At 70.0% G+C, this 17,448-nt stretch carries 9 protein-coding genes; 2 read left to right on the forward strand and 7 right to left on the reverse strand.

The features are described 5' to 3' along the window. Positions 1–83: 83 nt before the first annotated feature. Both ACWD12_RS16790 and ACWD12_RS16795 read right to left on the reverse strand, forming a co-directional pair. Positions 84–797 carry a response regulator gene (locus tag ACWD12_RS16790; protein ID WP_358354737.1) on the reverse strand — a complete coding sequence of 238 codons (714 nt, stop codon included), beginning with the start codon at positions 795–797 and terminating at the stop codon, positions 84–86. Positions 798–1,146: 349 nt separating this feature from the next. Beyond that, positions 1,147–6,918 (reverse strand): HAMP domain-containing protein, encoded by a 5,772-nt coding sequence (locus ACWD12_RS16795; protein WP_450100134.1) that lies wholly within the window; start codon positions 6,916–6,918, stop codon positions 1,147–1,149. 363 nt (positions 6,919–7,281) lie between these two features. Here ACWD12_RS16795 and ACWD12_RS16800 point away from each other — a divergent pair, with 363 nt between their 5' ends. Further along, positions 7,282–9,834 (forward strand): SpoIIE family protein phosphatase, encoded by a 2,553-nt coding sequence (locus tag ACWD12_RS16800; RefSeq protein ID WP_358353982.1) that lies wholly within the window; start codon positions 7,282–7,284, stop codon positions 9,832–9,834. 162 nt (positions 9,835–9,996) lie between these two features. On the opposite strand, the gene ACWD12_RS16805 is transcribed toward ACWD12_RS16800, so the two are convergent. The 5 genes from ACWD12_RS16805 to ACWD12_RS16825 all read right to left on the reverse strand — a co-directional run bounded on the left by ACWD12_RS16805 (position 9,997) and on the right by ACWD12_RS16825 (position 16,435). Further along, the gene (locus tag ACWD12_RS16805; protein ID WP_450100135.1) at positions 9,997–11,034 is read right to left on the reverse strand and encodes a type IV toxin-antitoxin system AbiEi family antitoxin domain-containing protein; all 1,038 of its coding nucleotides are present in this window, start codon (positions 11,032–11,034) and stop codon (positions 9,997–9,999) included. 71 nt (positions 11,035–11,105) lie between these two features. Next, positions 11,106–11,768: a peptidoglycan-binding protein gene (locus ACWD12_RS16810; RefSeq protein WP_450100136.1), complete on the reverse strand. Its 663-nt coding sequence runs from the start codon at positions 11,766–11,768 to the stop codon at positions 11,106–11,108. 510 nt (positions 11,769–12,278) lie between these two features. Then, positions 12,279–13,967: a ribonuclease J gene (locus tag ACWD12_RS16815; protein ID WP_358353976.1), complete on the reverse strand. Its 1,689-nt coding sequence runs from the start codon at positions 13,965–13,967 to the stop codon at positions 12,279–12,281. A 94-nt stretch (positions 13,968–14,061) separates the two neighbouring features. Then, a complete protein-coding gene (gene dapA / locus ACWD12_RS16820; protein ID WP_450100137.1) occupies positions 14,062–14,961 on the reverse strand; it encodes a 4-hydroxy-tetrahydrodipicolinate synthase in 900 nt (299 codons plus the stop codon). Positions 14,962–16,075: 1,114 nt separating this feature from the next. Next, on the reverse strand, positions 16,076–16,435 hold the full coding sequence (locus tag ACWD12_RS16825) for a hypothetical protein (protein ID WP_450100138.1): 360 nt from the start codon (positions 16,433–16,435) through the stop codon (positions 16,076–16,078). A gap of 415 nt (positions 16,436–16,850) precedes the next feature. Between ACWD12_RS16825 and ACWD12_RS16830 the strand changes: the two genes are divergently transcribed. Then, positions 16,851–17,399: a GNAT family N-acetyltransferase gene (locus ACWD12_RS16830; protein ID WP_358353972.1), complete on the forward strand. Its 549-nt coding sequence runs from the start codon at positions 16,851–16,853 to the stop codon at positions 17,397–17,399. Positions 17,400–17,448 lie beyond the last annotated feature (49 nt).

Genomic DNA, 17,448 nt, shown 5'->3' on the forward strand with positions numbered 1-17,448 from the left:
GCGGGCCCGTCAGGAGGGGGCGTACCGGCTCGGCGCGGGTGGCTCAGGACGGGTGGCTCGGGGCAGGCGACCGGGACGCGCGATCAGGAGGTGGCGTCGGGAGGACGGCGTGCCGCGGGCGGGGTGGACTGGCGCTGGTCCGCGGGCGGCGGGCCGCCGTGGCCCGCGGGAGCCGGGACGAGGGCGTCCAGGGCGGCACGGAGCCTGGCCACTCGGCTGAGGACCTGGTTCGCCGACGCGGTCAAGGACGGGTCCTCGGACAGCTCGACCTGCTTGGCCATGCCGTCCGCGCTCTCCTCCAGCGCCGTGAGGCGCGTGAAGAGCTCGGCCAGCACGTCGCCGGTGCGGGTCTCCCCCGGCACCGCGTCCAGGCGGCCGCGCAGCAGCGCCGCCTGCTCGCGCAGCTGGCAGTTCTTCTTGTAGAGGTCGACGAACACGGCGACCTTGGCGCGCAGCACCCACGGGTCGAACGGCTTGGAGATGTAGTCGACCGCACCCGCCGCGTATCCGCGGAAGGTGTGGTGCGGCCCGTGGTTGATGGCGGTCAGGAAGATGATCGGGATGTCCCGGGTCTTCTCGCGCCGCTTGATGTGCGCGGCTGTCTCGAATCCGTCCATGCCGGGCATCTGCACGTCCAGCAGGATGACCGCGAACTCGTCCGTGAGCAGCGCCTTCAACGCCTCCTCGCCCGAGTGGGCGCGCACGAGGGTCTGATCCAGTGCGGACAGGATCGCCTCCAGTGCGAGGAGGTTCTCCTGACGGTCATCGACCAGGAGGATCTTGGCCTTCTCCGTCATGGCCCACCCTCTTCGATCCGGCGACCCGGGCATGCCCGCGTCCCGGTCGGCTCCGCTCGTCTCTGGCTCAGTGTTCTGCCGCTTCGTACACATACTGGTCGAGGTCTGTGGTCGTCCCGGTCATGGTAGTGCTCTCGGCCGGGCCGAGGCAGGCGGTTCCGGAAGCGACGACCGCACGGCGTAACCGAAAACCAACGTACGGTGTCGGAAAACCCCGCAGAACCCTCCCACGGATTCAACGCCGCCGACACCCCCAGGGTTCCCGGGCGGGCCCGGAGCCCTGGCACGACAATGCACTATTCGTCAGGGAACCGGACATGCCGGACAGCGTCAACTCCCCTGCCCCACCTCACTGTTCCAGCCAGGTGCGGATGAGGCCGAGGAGGTGCGCGGTGTCCACGGGCTTGGCCACATAGTCGGACGCACCGGAGGCAATGCTCTTCTCCTGGTCGCCCTTCATCGCCTTCGCCGTCAGCGCAACAATCGGCAGTCCAGCGTACTGCGGCATACGCCGGATGGCCGAAGTCGTGGCGTATCCGTCCATCTCCGGCATCATGATGTCCATCAGGACGATGGCGATGTCCTCTTCCGCCTGAAGTTTCTCGATTCCCTCGCGGCCGTTCTCCGCGTAGGTGACCACAAGGCCGTACTGCTCCAGCACGCTTGTGAGAGCGAACACATTGCGGACGTCGTCGTCGACGATGAGCACCTTTTCGCCATGGAAGGCCCCCTCGAACGGCTGCACGGCCGGCTTGGTCCGGGCCTCCGCGGGTGTGGGCCGCGCCACGTCCGCGACGAAGTCGGCGAGTGCGTCCGGCGACGAGACCCGGTGCAGGGTGGCGATGCGGCGCCGGTACCCGCGCAGGCGGGCCGCCTCGGAGCGGGTGGGGCGCCCTGGGATGTGCACCAGTACCGGGACGTCCTCCAGATCGACGCGGTCCGTCAGTGCGTCCAGGAGCCGCCAGGCGCCCTCCTCGGCCAGCCTCAGGTCGACCACGATGCACGCGGGGGCGAACAGCTCGACCGCCGCGGTGGCCTCGGAGGCCGTCGCCGCGGTCGCCACCTCCACCTGGTCGCCGAGTCCGGCGAGTGTCGTGACGATCGGGCCGCCGTCCTGGCGCGGCTCCTCGACCGCCAGGACGCGGCGGCGCGCGGGGGCGTTGGGGGCACGGCGCGGTGCCTCGACCGCGCCCGCCGGCGCCTCGGAGGGCGCGGCGATCTGCCGGGTCTCCCCGTGGACCCCGCCCTGGCGGGCCAGGGCCACGCCGACGGGCGTCGGGTCGTCCTCCGCGAGCACGTTGTCGAGCGGGATGTAGAGCGTGAACGTGCTGCCGCGGCCCGGCTCGCTCTCGGCGTGGATCTCGCCGCCGAGCAGCCAGGCGATCTCCCGGCTGATCGACAACCCGAGGCCGGTGCCGCCGTAGCGGCGGCTGGTCGTGCCGTCGGCCTGCTGGAACGCCTCGAAGATGACCTTGAGCTTGTCCTCCGCGATCCCGATCCCGGTGTCGACCACGGAGAAGGCGATGGCCTGCTCGGCGTCCTCCAGGTCGCCGCCGCTGACCGGGATGTCGTCGGTGAGCCGGATCACCACCTCGACGGACCCGCTGTCGGTGAACTTGACCGCGTTCGACAGCAGGTTGCGCAGCACCTGCTGGAGGCGCTGCTCGTCCGTGTAGAGCGTGGCCGGCACCTCGGACGAGACGTGGACGGTGAAGTCCAACCCCTTCTCGGAGGTCAGCGGGCGGATGGTGGCCTCGACGTAGTCCATGAGCTGGACCAGCGCGATCCGTGCCGGTCGTACGTCCATCTTCCCGGCCTGCACCTTGGACAGGTCGAGGATGTCGTTGATCAGTTGCAGCAGGTCCGAACCGGCCGCGTGGATGGTCTCGGAGAACTCCACCTGCTTGCGGGTGAGGTTGCCCTCGACGTTGTCGGCGAGCAGCTTGGCGAGGATCAGCAGGCTGTTGAGCGGGGTCCGCAGTTCGTGCGACATGTTCGCGAGGAACTCGGACTTGTAGCGCGACGAAAGCGCGAGCTGCTCGGCGCGCTCCTCCAGCGCCTTGCGGGCCTGCTCGATCTCGCTGTTCTTGATCTCGATGTCGCGGTTCTGCCGGGCCAGCAGCTCGGCCTTGTCCTCGAGTTCGGCGTTGGAGTGCCGCAACTCGCCCTGCTGGCGCTGGAGTTCCTCGGACCGCTCCTGCAGCTCCTCGGTCAGCCGCTGCGACTCGGCGAGCAGCATCTCGGTACGCGAGTTCGCCATGATCGTGTTGACCGTGACGCCGATCTGCTCGTTGAGCTGCTCCAGGAAGTTGCGGTGCACCTGGGTGAACGCGCTGAACGAGGCCAGTTCCAGGACGCCGAGCAGTTGGTCTTCGAACAGCACCGGGAGCACGACCACATTGACCGGGGACGCCTCGCCGAGGCCCGAGGAGATCTTGATGTAGCCGGGCGGCGCCTTCTCGACGAGGATCGACCGCTTCTCCAGCGCGGCCTGGCCGACCAGCGACTGGCCGAGCCGGAAGCGCGTCGGGGCGCCGCCGTTCTGGTAGCCGTAGCTGGCGATCAGGCGCAGCTCGATGCGGTCCTCGACGGTCGGCTCGGCGAGGAAGAAGGCGCCGTGCTGGGCGGACACCACCGGGGTCAGCTCGCTCATGATGAGCGCGGCGACCGCCATCAGGTCGCGGCGGCCCTGCATCAGGCCGGAGATGCGCGCGAGGTTGGTCTTGAGCCAGTCCTGCTCGCGGTTGGCCCGCGTCGTCTCGCCGAGGTTGGCGATCATCTGGTTGATGTTGTCCTTGAGCTCCAGGATCTCGCCGCGCGCGTCGACGTCGATCTGGAGGGTCAGGTCGCCGCGGGTCACCGCGGTGGCGACCTCGGCGATGGCACGCACCTGGCGGGTCAGGTTCCCGGCCAGTTCGTTCACGTTCTCGGTCAGCTGCTTCCAGGTGCCCGAGACGCCCTCGACCTCGGCCTGGCCGCCGAGGATTCCGTCGGTGCCCACCTCGCGGGCCACACGGGTGACCTCACCGGCGAACGCGGACAGCTGGTCGACCATCGTGTTGATCGTGGTCTTGAGCTCCAGGATCTCGCCGCGCGCGTCGACGGTGATCTTCTGCGACAGGTCGCCTCGGGCGACCGCCGTGGTGACCTCGGCGATACTCCGGACCTGGCCCGTGAGATTGTCCGCCATCGAGTTGACGTTGTCGGTGAGGTCCTTCCAGGTCCCCGCCACCCCGGGCACGTGCGCCTGGCCGCCGAGGATGCCCTCCGTACCCACCTCGCGCGCCACCCGCGTCACTTCGTCGGCGAACGCGCGCAGGGTGTCGACCATCGTGTTGATGGTGTTCTTCAGTTCGAGGACCTCGCCGCGGGCGTCGACGGTGATCTTCTGCGACAGGTCGCCGTCGGCGACCGCGGTGGCGACCTGCGCGATGTTGCGGACCTGACTGGTCAGGTTGTTGCCCATCGAGTTGACGTTGTCCGTCAGGTCCTTCCAGGTACCCGACACCCCGCGTACGCGCGCCTGGCCGCCGAGGATGCCCTCCGTACCCACCTCGCGCGCCACCCGCGTCACTTCGTCGGCGAACGCGGAGAGCTGGTCGACCATCGTGTTGATGGTGTCCTTGAGTTCCAGGATCTCGCCGCGCGCGTCGACCATGATCTTCTGGGTGAGGTCGCCCCTGGCGACCGCGGTGGTGACCTCGGCGATGCTGCGCACCTGGCCCGTCAGGTTGCTCGCCATGACGTTGACGGACTCGGTGAGGTCCTTCCACGTACCCGAGACGCCCTTGACGTCGGCCTGCCCGCCGAGGCGGCCTTCGGTGCCGACCTCGCGGGCCACACGGGTCACCTCGCCGGCGAACGCGGACAGCTGGTCGACCATCGTGTTGATCGTGGTCTTGAGCTCCAGGATCTCGCCGCGCGCGTCGACCGTGATCTTCTGCGACAGGTCACCCTGTACAACGGCGGTGGCCACGGACGCGATGCTGCGCACCTGCCCCGTGAGGTTGCCCGCCATGAAGTTCACGGAGTACGTCAGGTCGCGCCACACACCGCCGAGGCCGAGAACCTGCGCCTGGCCGCCCAGGATGCCTTCGGTGCCCACCTCGCGGGCGACACGGGTCACCTCGGACGCGAAGGCCGACAGCTGGTCGACCATCGTGTTGACGGTGTTCTTGAGTTCGAGGATCTCGCCGCGCGCGTCGACGTCGATCTTCTTGGACAGGTCGCCGCGCGCGACCGCGGTGGTCACGTCGGCGATGTTGCGGACCTGGCCGGTGAGGTTCCCGGCCATGAAGTTCACCGAGTCGGTCAGGTCGAGCCAGACGCCGGCGACCCCGGGCACGACGCGCGCCTGGCCGCCGAGAATGCCGTCGCTGCCCACTTCTCGCGCGACGCGGGTGACTTCGGACGCGAACGCGGACAGTTGGTCGACCATCGTGTTGACGGTGTTCTTCAGCTCCAGCATCTCGCCGGAGACGTCCACCGTGATCTTTTGCGACAGGTCGCCGCGGGCGACGGCTGTGGACACCTGGGCGATGTTGCGGACCTGGCCGGTGAGGTTGCCGGCCATGAAGTTGACGGAGTCGGTCAGGTCCTTCCACGTTCCGGCGACGCCGGGCACCTGGGCCTGGCCGCCCAGGATGCCGTCGCTGCCGACCTCGCGGGCGACGCGGGTGACTTCGGACGCGAACGCGGACAGTTGGTCGACCATCGTGTTCACGGTGTTCTTCAGCTCCAGCATCTCGCCGGAGACGTCCACCGTGATCTTCTGCGACAGATCACCCTGCGCGACCGCGGTGGTGACCTGCGCGATGTCGCGTACCTGGGCGGTCAGGTTGAAGAACGCCGTGTTGACGTTGTCCGTCAGGTCCTTCCAGGTGCCGGCCACGCCGGGCACCTGGGCCTGGACGCCGAGTCGGCCCTCGAAGCCGACCTCGCGGGCCACGCGGGTCACCTCCGACGCGAAGGTCCGCAGGGTCCCGGTCATGGAGTTGATGGTCTCGGCGAGCTGGGCCATCTCACCGCGCGCCGACACGGTGATGCGCTGGGTCAGGTCGCCGTACGCGACGGCTGTGGTCACCTGCGCGATGTCGCGTACCTGGGCGGTGAGGTTGCCCGCCATGACGTTGACCGAGTCCGTCAGGTCCTTCCAGGTACCGGAGACCCCTTCGACGCGGGCCTGGCCGCCGAGGCGCCCCTCGGTACCGACCTCCCGGGCCATGCGGGTCACTTCGTCGGCGAAGCCGGAGAGCTGGTCGACCATGGTGTTGACGGTGTTCTTGAGCTCCAGCATCTCGCCGGCGACCTCGACGGTCACCTTGCGCGACAGGTCGCCCTTCGCCACCGCGGTGGTGACCAGTGCGATGTCGCGGACCTGCAGGGTCAGTCGGCTGGCCATCGTGTTGACCGAGTCGGTGAGGTCCTTCCAGCTTCCGGAGACGCCGCGCACCTGCGCCTGGCCGCCGAGCTTGCCCTCGGTGCCGACCTCGCGCGCCACCCGGGTGACCTCGTTGGTGAACGCGGACAACTGGTCCACCAGGCCGTTGACCGTACGGCCCATGCGGTTGAACTCACCGCGCAGCGGCTGGTCGCCGATGCGCTGGTCCATCCGCTGCGACAGGTCGCCCTCGGCGACCGCGGCGAGCACCCGGCCGACCTCGACGGTCGGCCGGACCAGGTCGTCGACCAGGGCGTTCGCGGCGTCGAAGCTGGTCGCCCAGGCGCCCTCCCCCGGGCCGGGCACGAACCGCTCGCTCAGCTTCCCCTCGCGGCCGACCACGCGGCGGACCCGGGCCAGCTCGTTGGCCAGGTGCTGGTTGCGGTCCACGACGTCGTTGAAGACCGCCGAGATCTCGCCCATGAGCCCGTCGCTCGACACGGACAGGCGGCGCCGGAAATTGCCGTCGCGTACCGCGGTCAGCGCGTCGAGCAGCTGGCGCAACTCACGCTCGTCGTCGCGACGGGCGGTCGCGACACCGCCGCCCGCGCCCGGAGCTTCGTCCTGCGGCACGCCCTTGCGCGAGTTTCCCGGTGCCTTGGCCGAGCTGCCGCCGGCAGCCTTGCCCACACCCTTCGCCGCGCCTGCGGCGCGTCCGTCCCGCCTGGAAGCGTTCGCCATCTCGAGATTCCTCCACCCGGCCCCGGCGCCCGCCCGGTCCCTCGGCCCGGGTGGGGCGGTCGCCGCTGATAGCGGCAGTCTTCCACCATCCCACGCGGCGCAGGGCCGAGTCCCCAGGTCCGACGGCCGTACACAGGGGTCAATGTTCGTCAAGGACCTGCGCCCGTGTCGCGGCGACGCGGTAATGTGCGGAGCTGCCGCGTGACTACGTTGCGCCTGGTAGTCAAGCCGTGGCACAACGAGACAGGTCCGCAGAATTGTCGTGAACCAGGCATAACACCTGATCGCGACAGTTCGCCACGAGACAGATCGGGAAGGGCAGCGAGGTCGCGCCACCGCAATCACCGACGTCGCAGGATGCACATGGATCCGGAAACCGACATGGTCGTCACCGCGAGAGTGAGCGCCACGTTCGCCCCTGAGGGCCGTTCGGTGGCCGCCGCGCGATCCTTCGTCCGCCAGACCCTGACCGAGTGGGACGCGGCGGGGGTCGTGGACGACGCCGTCCTGCTCGTCAGCGAGCTTGTGACCAATGCCATCGTGCACGCCGGCACCGCCACCGAGGTGTCCTGCGTGCGGTACGACGCCGCCGTGCAGATCGAGGTCGTCGACCGCTACCCGACCCTGGAGCTGCCCGCTCCGGTGGGCGTCTTCGACGCCGACGACGAAAGCGGCCGCGGCCTCTTCCTGTCTGCGTCGATCGCCTCGGCGTGGGGCGTGGAGTACACCAAGTCCGTCAAGCAGGTGTGGTTCCGCCTCGACCTGCCCGACGGCGGGTCCGCCACCAGCCTGGCCGGACCGACCCTGCCCACGCATGTGCTGCCCGGCGCGGACACACCCGTCCGCGTCGCGGTCGTGCACGCCGACGCGCACCAGCGCGTGACGCACTGGAACGTGGACGCCGCGGACCTGTTCGGCCGCTCGGCACAGGACGCGGTGGGCATGCGCCTGTCCGAACTGGTCGACTGGCCGCACACCCCCGACAACTCGGACGCCGACCTCCCGTTCGCGGCGATGCTCGAACTGTCCCGCTGGCAGGGCATGTACGACATCCGGCACGGCGAAGGACGCCCCGTACGGGTCTTCGCCTCGCACGTGCGCCTGCGCGACGCGTCGGACAACCCCCAGCTCGTCCTGCTGGCCGTCCCCGCCCGGGCCCGGGCGGTGCTGGAGAACCGCGCCGCGGCGGCCGCCGGACGCACACCGGTGCCGCCGCCCACCGACGCGGAATGGGACGGCCTCGACGGCGCGAACCGCCCCGGACTCGACGACCTCCTGCAGCGTGCCATCGAGCGCGCCCGCGATCTCCTCGACGGCGACGCCGCGTTCGTGCTCATCGCCACCGACGACGAGAGCGAGATGGAGGTTCGCGCCACCACCGGCCTCGGCTCCGCGCAACAGCGGTTCGCCCGGGTGCCGGTGGAGACCACGACCGGCCGCTTCGGCACCGCACGCATGCCCGCGGTCCACGACGACGCCGAGGCGGTCCGCGATGCCGTCCCGCTGCTCGCCGACACCGTCATGCGCTCCGCCGTCACCGCTCCGCTCAAGGTCGAGGGCCGACTGACCGGCACGCTCGGCGTCGCCTCGGAATCGCCGTCGCACTTCGACAACGACGCCGCGGCGCGCCTGCAACGTGCGGCCGACCGCATCTCGCTGTCCGTGGAGAGCGCGCGGCTGTCCGAACTCGAACGGGTCCGCCGCGGCTCGCTGTCGTTCCTCGCCGAGGCCTCCGACCTGCTCGCCGGCACCCTCGACCCGGAGATGACGCTGGCGATGGTCGCGCAGATCGTCGTCCCCCGGCTGGCGACGTGGTGTGCCGTGCACACGATCGGCGAGGGTCATGACCCGACCCTCAGCTGTGTCTGGCACACCGACGAGATGCGCATCGACGACCTCCGCGAGTTGTTGGACAAGGCCGACCCGCCGCGCGCCCACCCGACGCCGGGTGCCCGAGCGTGGCCGGGGCTGCGGCGCCTGGGCCCGGAAGCCGCGGCGCAGCACGAGGACCTGGTGACCGGCGAGGTGGTGTCCCTCCCGCTGGTCGCCCGAGGCCGCGGCATCGGCATGCTGACCCTGGGCAACGCGACCGGCGAACGCTTCCGGCGCGAAACCCTGGAGCTCGCCGAGGACCTGTCGCGCAGGGCCGCACTCGCGATGGACAACGCCCGCCTGTACTCCGAGCGCAGTGCCACCAGCCAGGCCCTGCAGCGCAGCCTCCTGCCGCCCGACCTGCCGCAGGTGCCGGGCCTGGACGTCGAGGTGGTCTACCAGGCGTCCGGCGAGAGCAACGAAGTCGGCGGCGACTTCTACGACTTGTTCACCATCGGTCCCGACCTGTGGGGCTTCGCGATCGGCGATGTCTGCGGCACCGGCCCCGAGGCGGCGGCCGTCACCGGCCTCGCCCGCCAGGCCCTGCGCCTGCTGGCCCGCGAGGGCATGCCCGTCCCCGCGGTGCTGCAGCGCCTCAACACCGCGATCCTGGACGAGGGTCCGCGCAGCCGCTTCCTCACGCTGCTCCACGGCCACATCACCCACCGCGACGGCGGCGGCGTACGCCTCAACCTGGTGTCGGCCGGACACCCCCTTCCGCTCCGGCTACGTCCCGACGGAACCGTCGAACAGGTGGCCACACCACAGCCGTTGCTCGGTGTGCTGGACGAACTGGATCTGGTCTCGGAGACCGTCGACCTCGACCCGGGCGACGTACTGCTGTGTGTCACCGACGGCGTCACCGAACGCCGCGAGGGCAGCCGCATGATGGGCGAGGACGGCCTCGCCACAGTGCTGGCGGGGTGCACCGGTCTCACCGCCGGCGCGGTCGCCGCCCGCGTCCACCGGGCGGTCGAAGCCTTCGCCGCCGAACCCGCACGCGACGACATGGCCATCGTCGTCCTCCGCGTCGCCGAGAACTGAGCAGTCGACGCCGCCTACCCGAGTTCGGACCATCTTCTAGCGGCCCCGCGTGCAGTCTCGACGGCCCGGCGGGCGCGCCCGAGGGGGGCTGGTCGGGCGCGCCCTGGCCTGAAGGCGCTCCCCCGTCGCGTCACCTGGGGGGCAGGTGGCGCCAGGGCGCGTTCAGGCCGCTTGTCGGGCAGGCTCAGGGCCTGCGGTGGAACGGGTCATCAGTTCGTGGCGCACGTGGGCGACCACGATGTCTCGATTGGCGGTGACTTCGCCCGCGCCGCACTCCACGACGCGCCAGGTGACGCCGCCGATACTGCGGCTGCGGACCCGGATGGCGGGGATGCCGTCCGGTGCGGACGGTGCCGCTCGTTCACCAACGTCTGCCCGTGACACGGCAGATGGGCCGTGGAACGTCGTCGATGGGTCCGGAGCTCCGGCGAGTGCGGTCGGTTTCCTTGGCGGCTCCACGTCTGCCGCGAGATGGAGATCCGGCCAGGCCAGTGAGAAGCGGTGCAGAACACGGCCGAAGGCGGACATGACCCGCCAGCCCGGTTCGGCCGGCGGCACCCCTGCCTCCGCGAGGGACAGGCGAAGCCGGGTCTCCTCCGGCCCCGTGCTGCCCGCGTCCGCCAGGCGTACGGCCTCGGTCAGGCGCCGCACCCCGGCGAACCCGGCGAATCGCCCCGCCATGGACTCCAGTTGGCGTTTGCTCACCTGGCGTTGATGCAGGAAGGCGTCCAGGATCGCAATGCCCTCCGGGAGTGGTTCCGTACGGGCGACGTCGGCGGCGGTACGCAGAGGTGTCGTCACTTGCACCCCCGCGACGGTGGTCACGTCTCCCTTCTCGAAGTTCCTGATCCGCCCCAGACACCCGTTGCGGCGGGGCAGCGTGGTCCCGGACGGCACGGCGAACTCGGCCGGCAGGGGCTTGCCTTTGTCGTCGTGCGTGCCGGCGGCCCCGATCCCCCATATCCAGGCCGCGGTTCGCCCACAGATGACGGCACCGGGGAGGAAGGCGGCGACCGCCTTGGCGCGGAGCGTGGGTGTGTCGGGCAGATGGCTGCCGACGTACACCCCTTGCACGACGCGCCGGATGTCGCCGTTGCGCAACCAGCGCCTGAGCACCGACAGGCTGAAGCCACGCTCTGCGGCTTGCGCGGCCGTGAAGGGTTTGGAGAACAGGTCCGTGAGATCGACATCGCCGGGCATGCCGTCAGTGTGGGCACCTGCGGACGGCGGCGCGGCGCGCCGTCCACAGGTGGGCCCTTGCGTTCCGCTCATCACACCAGGCGCTGGTCCCACGGCAGTTCCCCGCCGCCGATGTCGAACGGTGCGGCGTAGGCCACGGGCTTGGCCGGCTTTGTCGGGGTACTCGGCTTGGTCGGCTTGGTCGTGGTCGGCTTACCGGGCTTGGTGGCGCCGGCGGGCTTGGCCGGCTTCGTGGGCTTGGCCGGCTTGGTCGGCTTGGTTGTGGCGGGCTTGGTGGGCTTGGCCGGTGGCTTGGTGACGGGCTTGGCAGGCGGCTTGGTGGCGGCGGACTTGCCGCAGCCCTTCTTCGCCCGGTAGAGGACCTTCCAGGTGGCCGGATCGGTGTACCCGGTCTCGGTGACCTTGTTGCACTTCTGGACCCACAGCACGGCGCGCGTGGTCTCCGGGCCGTAGATCCCCGACACGTCGAACTTCTTCGTGTAGGCCGACCGCGTGGTGATCAGGCACTGCACCTGGGCGACCGCCTCACCCTCGGAGCTCTCCCCCAACTCCGGACGGAAGTCCTGCGGGACGAAGTTGCACCGCGGCGCCGCGGAGACCTGCGTCCCGGCGGCGTGGGCGGACGCGCCCGCGGTCGGGGCGACGATGCCGGCACCCGCCGCCACCGCGCCGGACAGCATGATCACCGCGGCGCGCGTACGGCTGCGGCGGGCGATACGGGAGATGGAACGCATGGCTCCTCCTGAGCGTCGTGCCGCGGGTCGATTCCCGGGGCACGGCTGACGCTACGGAGGTCCCGTGGGCACGCAGAGAAGGCAGATCATCACACCGGCGAGTGGGGATTTGCCGGGTTTGGCGGGGTAGTTCGCGCAGGAATCCGGATGGCACGCCGGTCGTCTCGACGGGCATTGACGGCCGGCGGACGTCGGGGTCGCACAACCGGTCGGCGACACGCCCACAGGCCCAACCAGGATTACAAGATCACGCTGGGCGGGGCGAAAGTAGCGCCGGATCGAGCCCGGCTGGACGAGGACGACGGGAAGACCGGCCTGGAAGAGACGCGGGAGCGGACTGGACGGCGGAAGGGACGGGTTGGCGGGCGAGGCCGACCTAAGGGCTGCCGCAAACCCGCGCAGTGCCGGTGCGCGGAGCGAACGCAAAGGGGCCCGTGACGGCGTACCGTCTCGGGCCCCCTTGAAGGTCGTACCGGGCCTACGGCCCTGCGGCCCTTGCCTCGCGGTGTCTCACACCTCGACGACCACCGGCAGGATCATCGGCCGGCGGCGGAACGTGTCGCTGACCCACTTCCCGACGACGCGGCGCACCTGCTGCTGCAACTGGTACGGCTCGGCCACACCATCCGCCGCCGCCTTCGTCAGGACGTCCTCGATACGCGGGATCACGTCGTCGAACTTGGCGTCGTCGATGCCGGACCCGCGCGCGGTGATCTGCGGACCGCCGACGACCTTGCCGGTCGACGAGTCGACGACCAGGAAGACCGACACGAAGCCCTCGTCGCCGAGGATCCGGCGGTCCTTGAGCGAGGACTCGGTGACGTCGCCGACCGACAGGCCGTCGACGTACACGTACCCCGCCTGGACCTTGCCCGTGATGCGGGCGACGCCCTCGACCAGGTCGACCACGACGCCGTCCTCGGCGATCACGATGCGGTCCTTGCGGACGCCGGTCTTGTGCGCCAGGTCGGCGGCCGCCCGCAAGTGGCGCCACTCACCGTGCACCGGCATGAAGTTGCGGGGCTTGGCGATGTTGAAGAAGTACAGCAGTTCGCCCGCCGACGCGTGACCCGACACATGCACCTTGGCGTTGCCCTTGTGCACGACGTTGGCACCCCAGCGCGTGAGCCCGTTGATGACCCGGAAGACCGCGGTCTCGTTGCCCGGAATCAGCGACGACGCGAGCACGACCGTGTCGCCCTGCACGATGCGGATTTGCTGGTGGTCGCGATTGGCCATGCGCGACAGCGCGGCCATCGGCTCGCCCTGCGAACCCGTGCATACCAGCACGACTTCGTCCGGGCGCAGGTCGTCGAGCGTCTTGACGTCGACGACGAGGCCAGCGGGCACCTTCAGGTAGCCGAGGTCGCGGGCCACGCCCATGTTGCGGACCATCGAGCGGCCGACGAAGGCGACCTTGCGCTCGTACGCGTACGCCGTGTCCAGCACCTGCTGGATGCGGTGCACGTGGCTCGCGAAACTCGCCACGATGATCCGCTGGTCGGCGTCCGCGAACACCCGGTCCAGCACGCCGGCGATGTCGCGCTCCGGCGGGATGAACCCGGGGACCTCGGCGTTCGTCGAGTCGGCGAGCAGCAGGTCGATGCCCTCTTCACCCAGTCGGGCGAAGGCCGGAAGGTCGGTCAGGCGGCCGTCCAGCGGCAGCTGGTCCATCTTGAAGTCGCCGGTGTGCACGACCATGCCGGCCGGCGTACGGATCGCCAGCGCCAGCGCGTCGGGGATCGAGTGGTTGACCGCGATGAACTCGCAGTCGAACGGGCCGAGCCGCTCGCGGTCGCCCTCGGAGACCTCGAGCGTGTACGGGCGGATCCGGTGCTCGTTCAGCTTCGCCTCGATGAGCGCGAGCGTGAGCTTGGACCCGATGAGCGGGATGTCGGCCTTCTCGCGCAGCAGGTACGGCACGGCGCCGATGTGGTCCTCGTGCGCGTGCGTGAGCACGATCGCCTCGATGTCGTCCAGCCGGTCCCGGATGGCGGTGAAGTCCGGCAGGATCAGGTCGACACCGGGCTGCTCCTCTTCGGGGAAGAGCACCCCGCAGTCGACGATCAGCAGCCGCCCGGCGTACTCGAAGACGGTCATGTTCCGGCCGATCTCGCCGAGACCACCGAGAGGGATGACACGCAGCCCGCCCTCGGGGAGTTCCGGGGGCGTTCCGAGTTCCGGATGCGGATGACTCAAGTTCTCTCCTCGCCACGCGGGCGCCCGCTTTCGGACGGCCCGCGCAATTGATGCGTTCAAACCCGGACAGGTTGTGCTCCCGTCCGGGCACTTTCTACAGCTGTACCCCGCCCGCCGCGAGATCCTGCCTCAGCTGGGCGATCTGCTCGTCGGAGGCCTCGATCAGGGGCAGCCGAAGCGTGCCGGTGACGAGGCCCTGCGCCGCGAGGGCGGCCTTGCTCAAAATCACACCCTGGGTGCGGAAGATCCCTGTGTAGACCGGCAGCAGGCCCTGGTGGATCTCGCGGGCCTTGGCGACGTCGCCGGCCGAGTACGCGTCCACCAGAGCTCGCAGCTCGGGCGTCACAACATGTCCCACAACGCTCACGAAACCGACCGCCCCGACCGAAAGCAGCGGCAGGTTCAACATGTCGTCGCCGGAGTAGTACGCCAGGTCGGTGCGGGCCATGACCCACGACGCCGCGCCGAGGTCGGCCTTGGCGTCCTTGTTCGCCACGATGCGCGGGTGCTCCGCGAGGCGGACGATCGTCTCGGTCTCCAGCGCGACGGCGGTGCGTCCCGGGATGTCGTACAGCATCACCGGCAGCTCGGTCGCGTCCGCGACGCGCACCGTGTGGCGGTACAGCCCCTCCTGCGGCGGCTTGCTGTAGTACGGCGTCACCAGCAGCAGCCCGTGCGCTCCGGCCTTCGCGGCCGCCTGCGCCAGCTCGACGCTGTGCGCCGTGTCGTTGCTCCCGGCTCCCGCGACCACGAACGCGCGGTCGCCCACGGCCTCCACGACGGCCCGTACCAGCAGCGCTTTTTCGGCGTCGGTCGTGGTCGGCGACTCGCCGGTGGTGCCGTTCAGGACCAGGCCGTCGTTGCCTGCGTCGACGAGATGCACGGCCAGACGCTGCGCGGCGTCCAGGTCGAGCGCGCCCTCGGCATCGAACGGCGTCACCATCGCGGTGAGAACCCTGCCGAAAGGGGTCTGGGGGGTGGAGGTCGGAGCCATGCCCCAAACGGTACCGGGCCAGGTACCAACACGGCTGTATCGGCCCACATTCCGGTCCTCACCAGCGCGCCTTTCGGACTCCGCCAAGGCTGCGAAAGTTGCGACGACGCGGCCACGGGGCCGGTGTCGGCGTGGCGCTGTGGAGCCGCGTGATGGCTGTTGCACCGGAGTTTGGGGCGTGTCGCCGGCTTGGCCGGGGTCTCGCGGAGGCGCCTCCCGAGTCGGGATGGATTCCGGCCATCCGCCGCTCTTGCGCTCGTCGGCCGCTAGTTCGTCCGCCCCGGACAGCAAGGGACCCCGGCGCTGCCTGCTCGGGGGTTCAAGCAGCGCCGAGGTCTTCTTCAGTATCAGGCACATGCGGGAAAAATGCCGGGTAATGACGCGAAAAAAGTTGTACGTCACCCTTTGTGCCGATTTGAGTACGCGCGGCATCCGAATCCGGGTTAACCTGCGCGGCGTCCGGCTCCCTGGCCGCCGCAGGCCCGACGATGCGCGTTCACCCTGGCCCGACCGTCCGAAAACCTTCGGTGAATCGCCGGGCGCGACCGATGGTCCAGGGGCAATGCGCCAACACGCGCGCCGATCAAACGCCGCGCCATGTGCTGCCGCCGCGTCCTGCTAGGCACGGTACGCCTGCCGGTGGGGTGTGGGGGTGGATTCGCCCACGATCCTGCACTTTCGGGCGCGCCGCCGAGGCGGCGGGTCGGCACCCGGTTGCGACTGTCCGCAAGCGCGTGCCAGTGCGACTCGCGCCGTACCGCGGCGGCTCTGCGTCAGCCGCGGGGATGACGTCGTGGGGGCCAGGCGTACGTCTCGCCGCCGATTTGCCGGGAACGGGGCAACTGCGACGACCCATTTGGGCGTTTAGTGGACGGGCGTTTGCCCCCATTTGGCGCAACCTCGGAGCTCGTCATGCCCAACACGCAATCCAGCGACGACAGACCCCGCCACGGCGAACCGGTGGACCTCCACGAGCACAGTGGCCGACGGCGGCGAGACACCGTCATAGCGGTTGTGACGGTGGTGGTGGCATGTGCGGTGGTCATAGCCGCGGTGATCGTGGCGGGGCCTGCGTTGTCGAGCTGAGACGGATCCAACCCTGGGGTCCAGACCGTCAGGATGCTCCTGGCCACACGAAGACCGCCGGACGAGACTCATAGTCGACGACCTCGACGCTGAACGCCGACAGTTCCTGAGGGTCGACGTCGAAGTACCGGATCACGGTGGCGCGGCCGCCGACGGGGATCGCGTTGGGCTCCTGCGCGTCTCGCTTCGTGCATGCTGTTGCGACACAGCCGTTGAGGCGAATGTCGAGACCGTACGGCTTCAGGCTCCGGATGGAGTCGTTCCGCACTTCAAGCTCGACTCCGACGCGCACCATCCCTGACTTGTCCGAAGGCCCGTCGGAGAAGACGCGCTTCACCGTCACCTTGGTCTTGTCCGCGAACTGGAACGGTGTGTCAGCGCCGATCACGTACTTCGGCGGCGGTGTGGTCGTGGGAGCTGGAGCAGGTGCACCAGGCCGATGTGTGCCCGTTGCGCCCCCAGCGCCGTTTGGCGGCGCGACACCGCCGCCATTGGGCGGTGCTGCCGTCGGGAAGTCACTTGTGGCCGCTGCGGGTTTTTTTGGGGTGTCTTTGATCGTGGGGCCGACCATGCATCCGGTGGCGGTGAGCAGTAGTGCCGCGCAAGTGGTGGTTGTGCGCCACGTCCGGGCCCCCATCGTGCGTTCCTCTCGCCTGGCGGGATGCGTCGGGGACAGCGTGGCACGGGTGGTGGGGTCGCCGCCTCCCCCTGGGGCGTGTCGGGGTGTTGCGTTCGATCGGCAGACGTGGAGCGGGGATTCGCGGCACAATCCGCAGGGCGTACTTTGTGGTGAAGGAGTCGGCATGGCGGACGTAAGTGTGCGAACCGCGCGGGGTGCGGACGGACCCGCGCTGGGGGTCGTCCAGTCGACGGCGTGGCGGGCGGCGTACGACGGGGTGTTGCCCGAGGTCGCGCTGGAGCCGTTCGACGCGGCGGTGTTGGGGGCGGGGTGGGGGCATGCCGCCGCGCATCCGCCGTCGCGGCGGCACACGGTGTTGGTGGCGTGTGCCGGGCCGGAGCCGGTGGGGTTTGCCGCGGTGGTGCCCGCGCAGGATCCGGATCTGGACGAGACGGCCGCCGAGTTGAGCATTCTGGTGGTGGCTCCGGGCGAGCAGCGGCACGGGCACGGGTCGCGGCTGTTGACCGCGGCGGTGGAGTACGCGCGGGGCGGCGGCGCCGGGACGCTCGTGATGTGGGTGCTGGAACCGGACGTCCCGCTGCGGGAGTTTCTCGAGGCCGCGGGCTGGGCCGCGGACGGGGCGCACCGTGAGTTGGAGTTGGACGAGAGCGGCGCGCAGCGGGTTCGGCAGTGGCGGTTGCACACGTCGTTGGCCGAGGTGGGCGACAGCTGACGCGCGTGCCAACAGTGGGGAAAGTCGCGGCGATCACGCATTGAAGTAG

Source organism: Streptodolium elevatio (genome assembly GCF_053592165.1).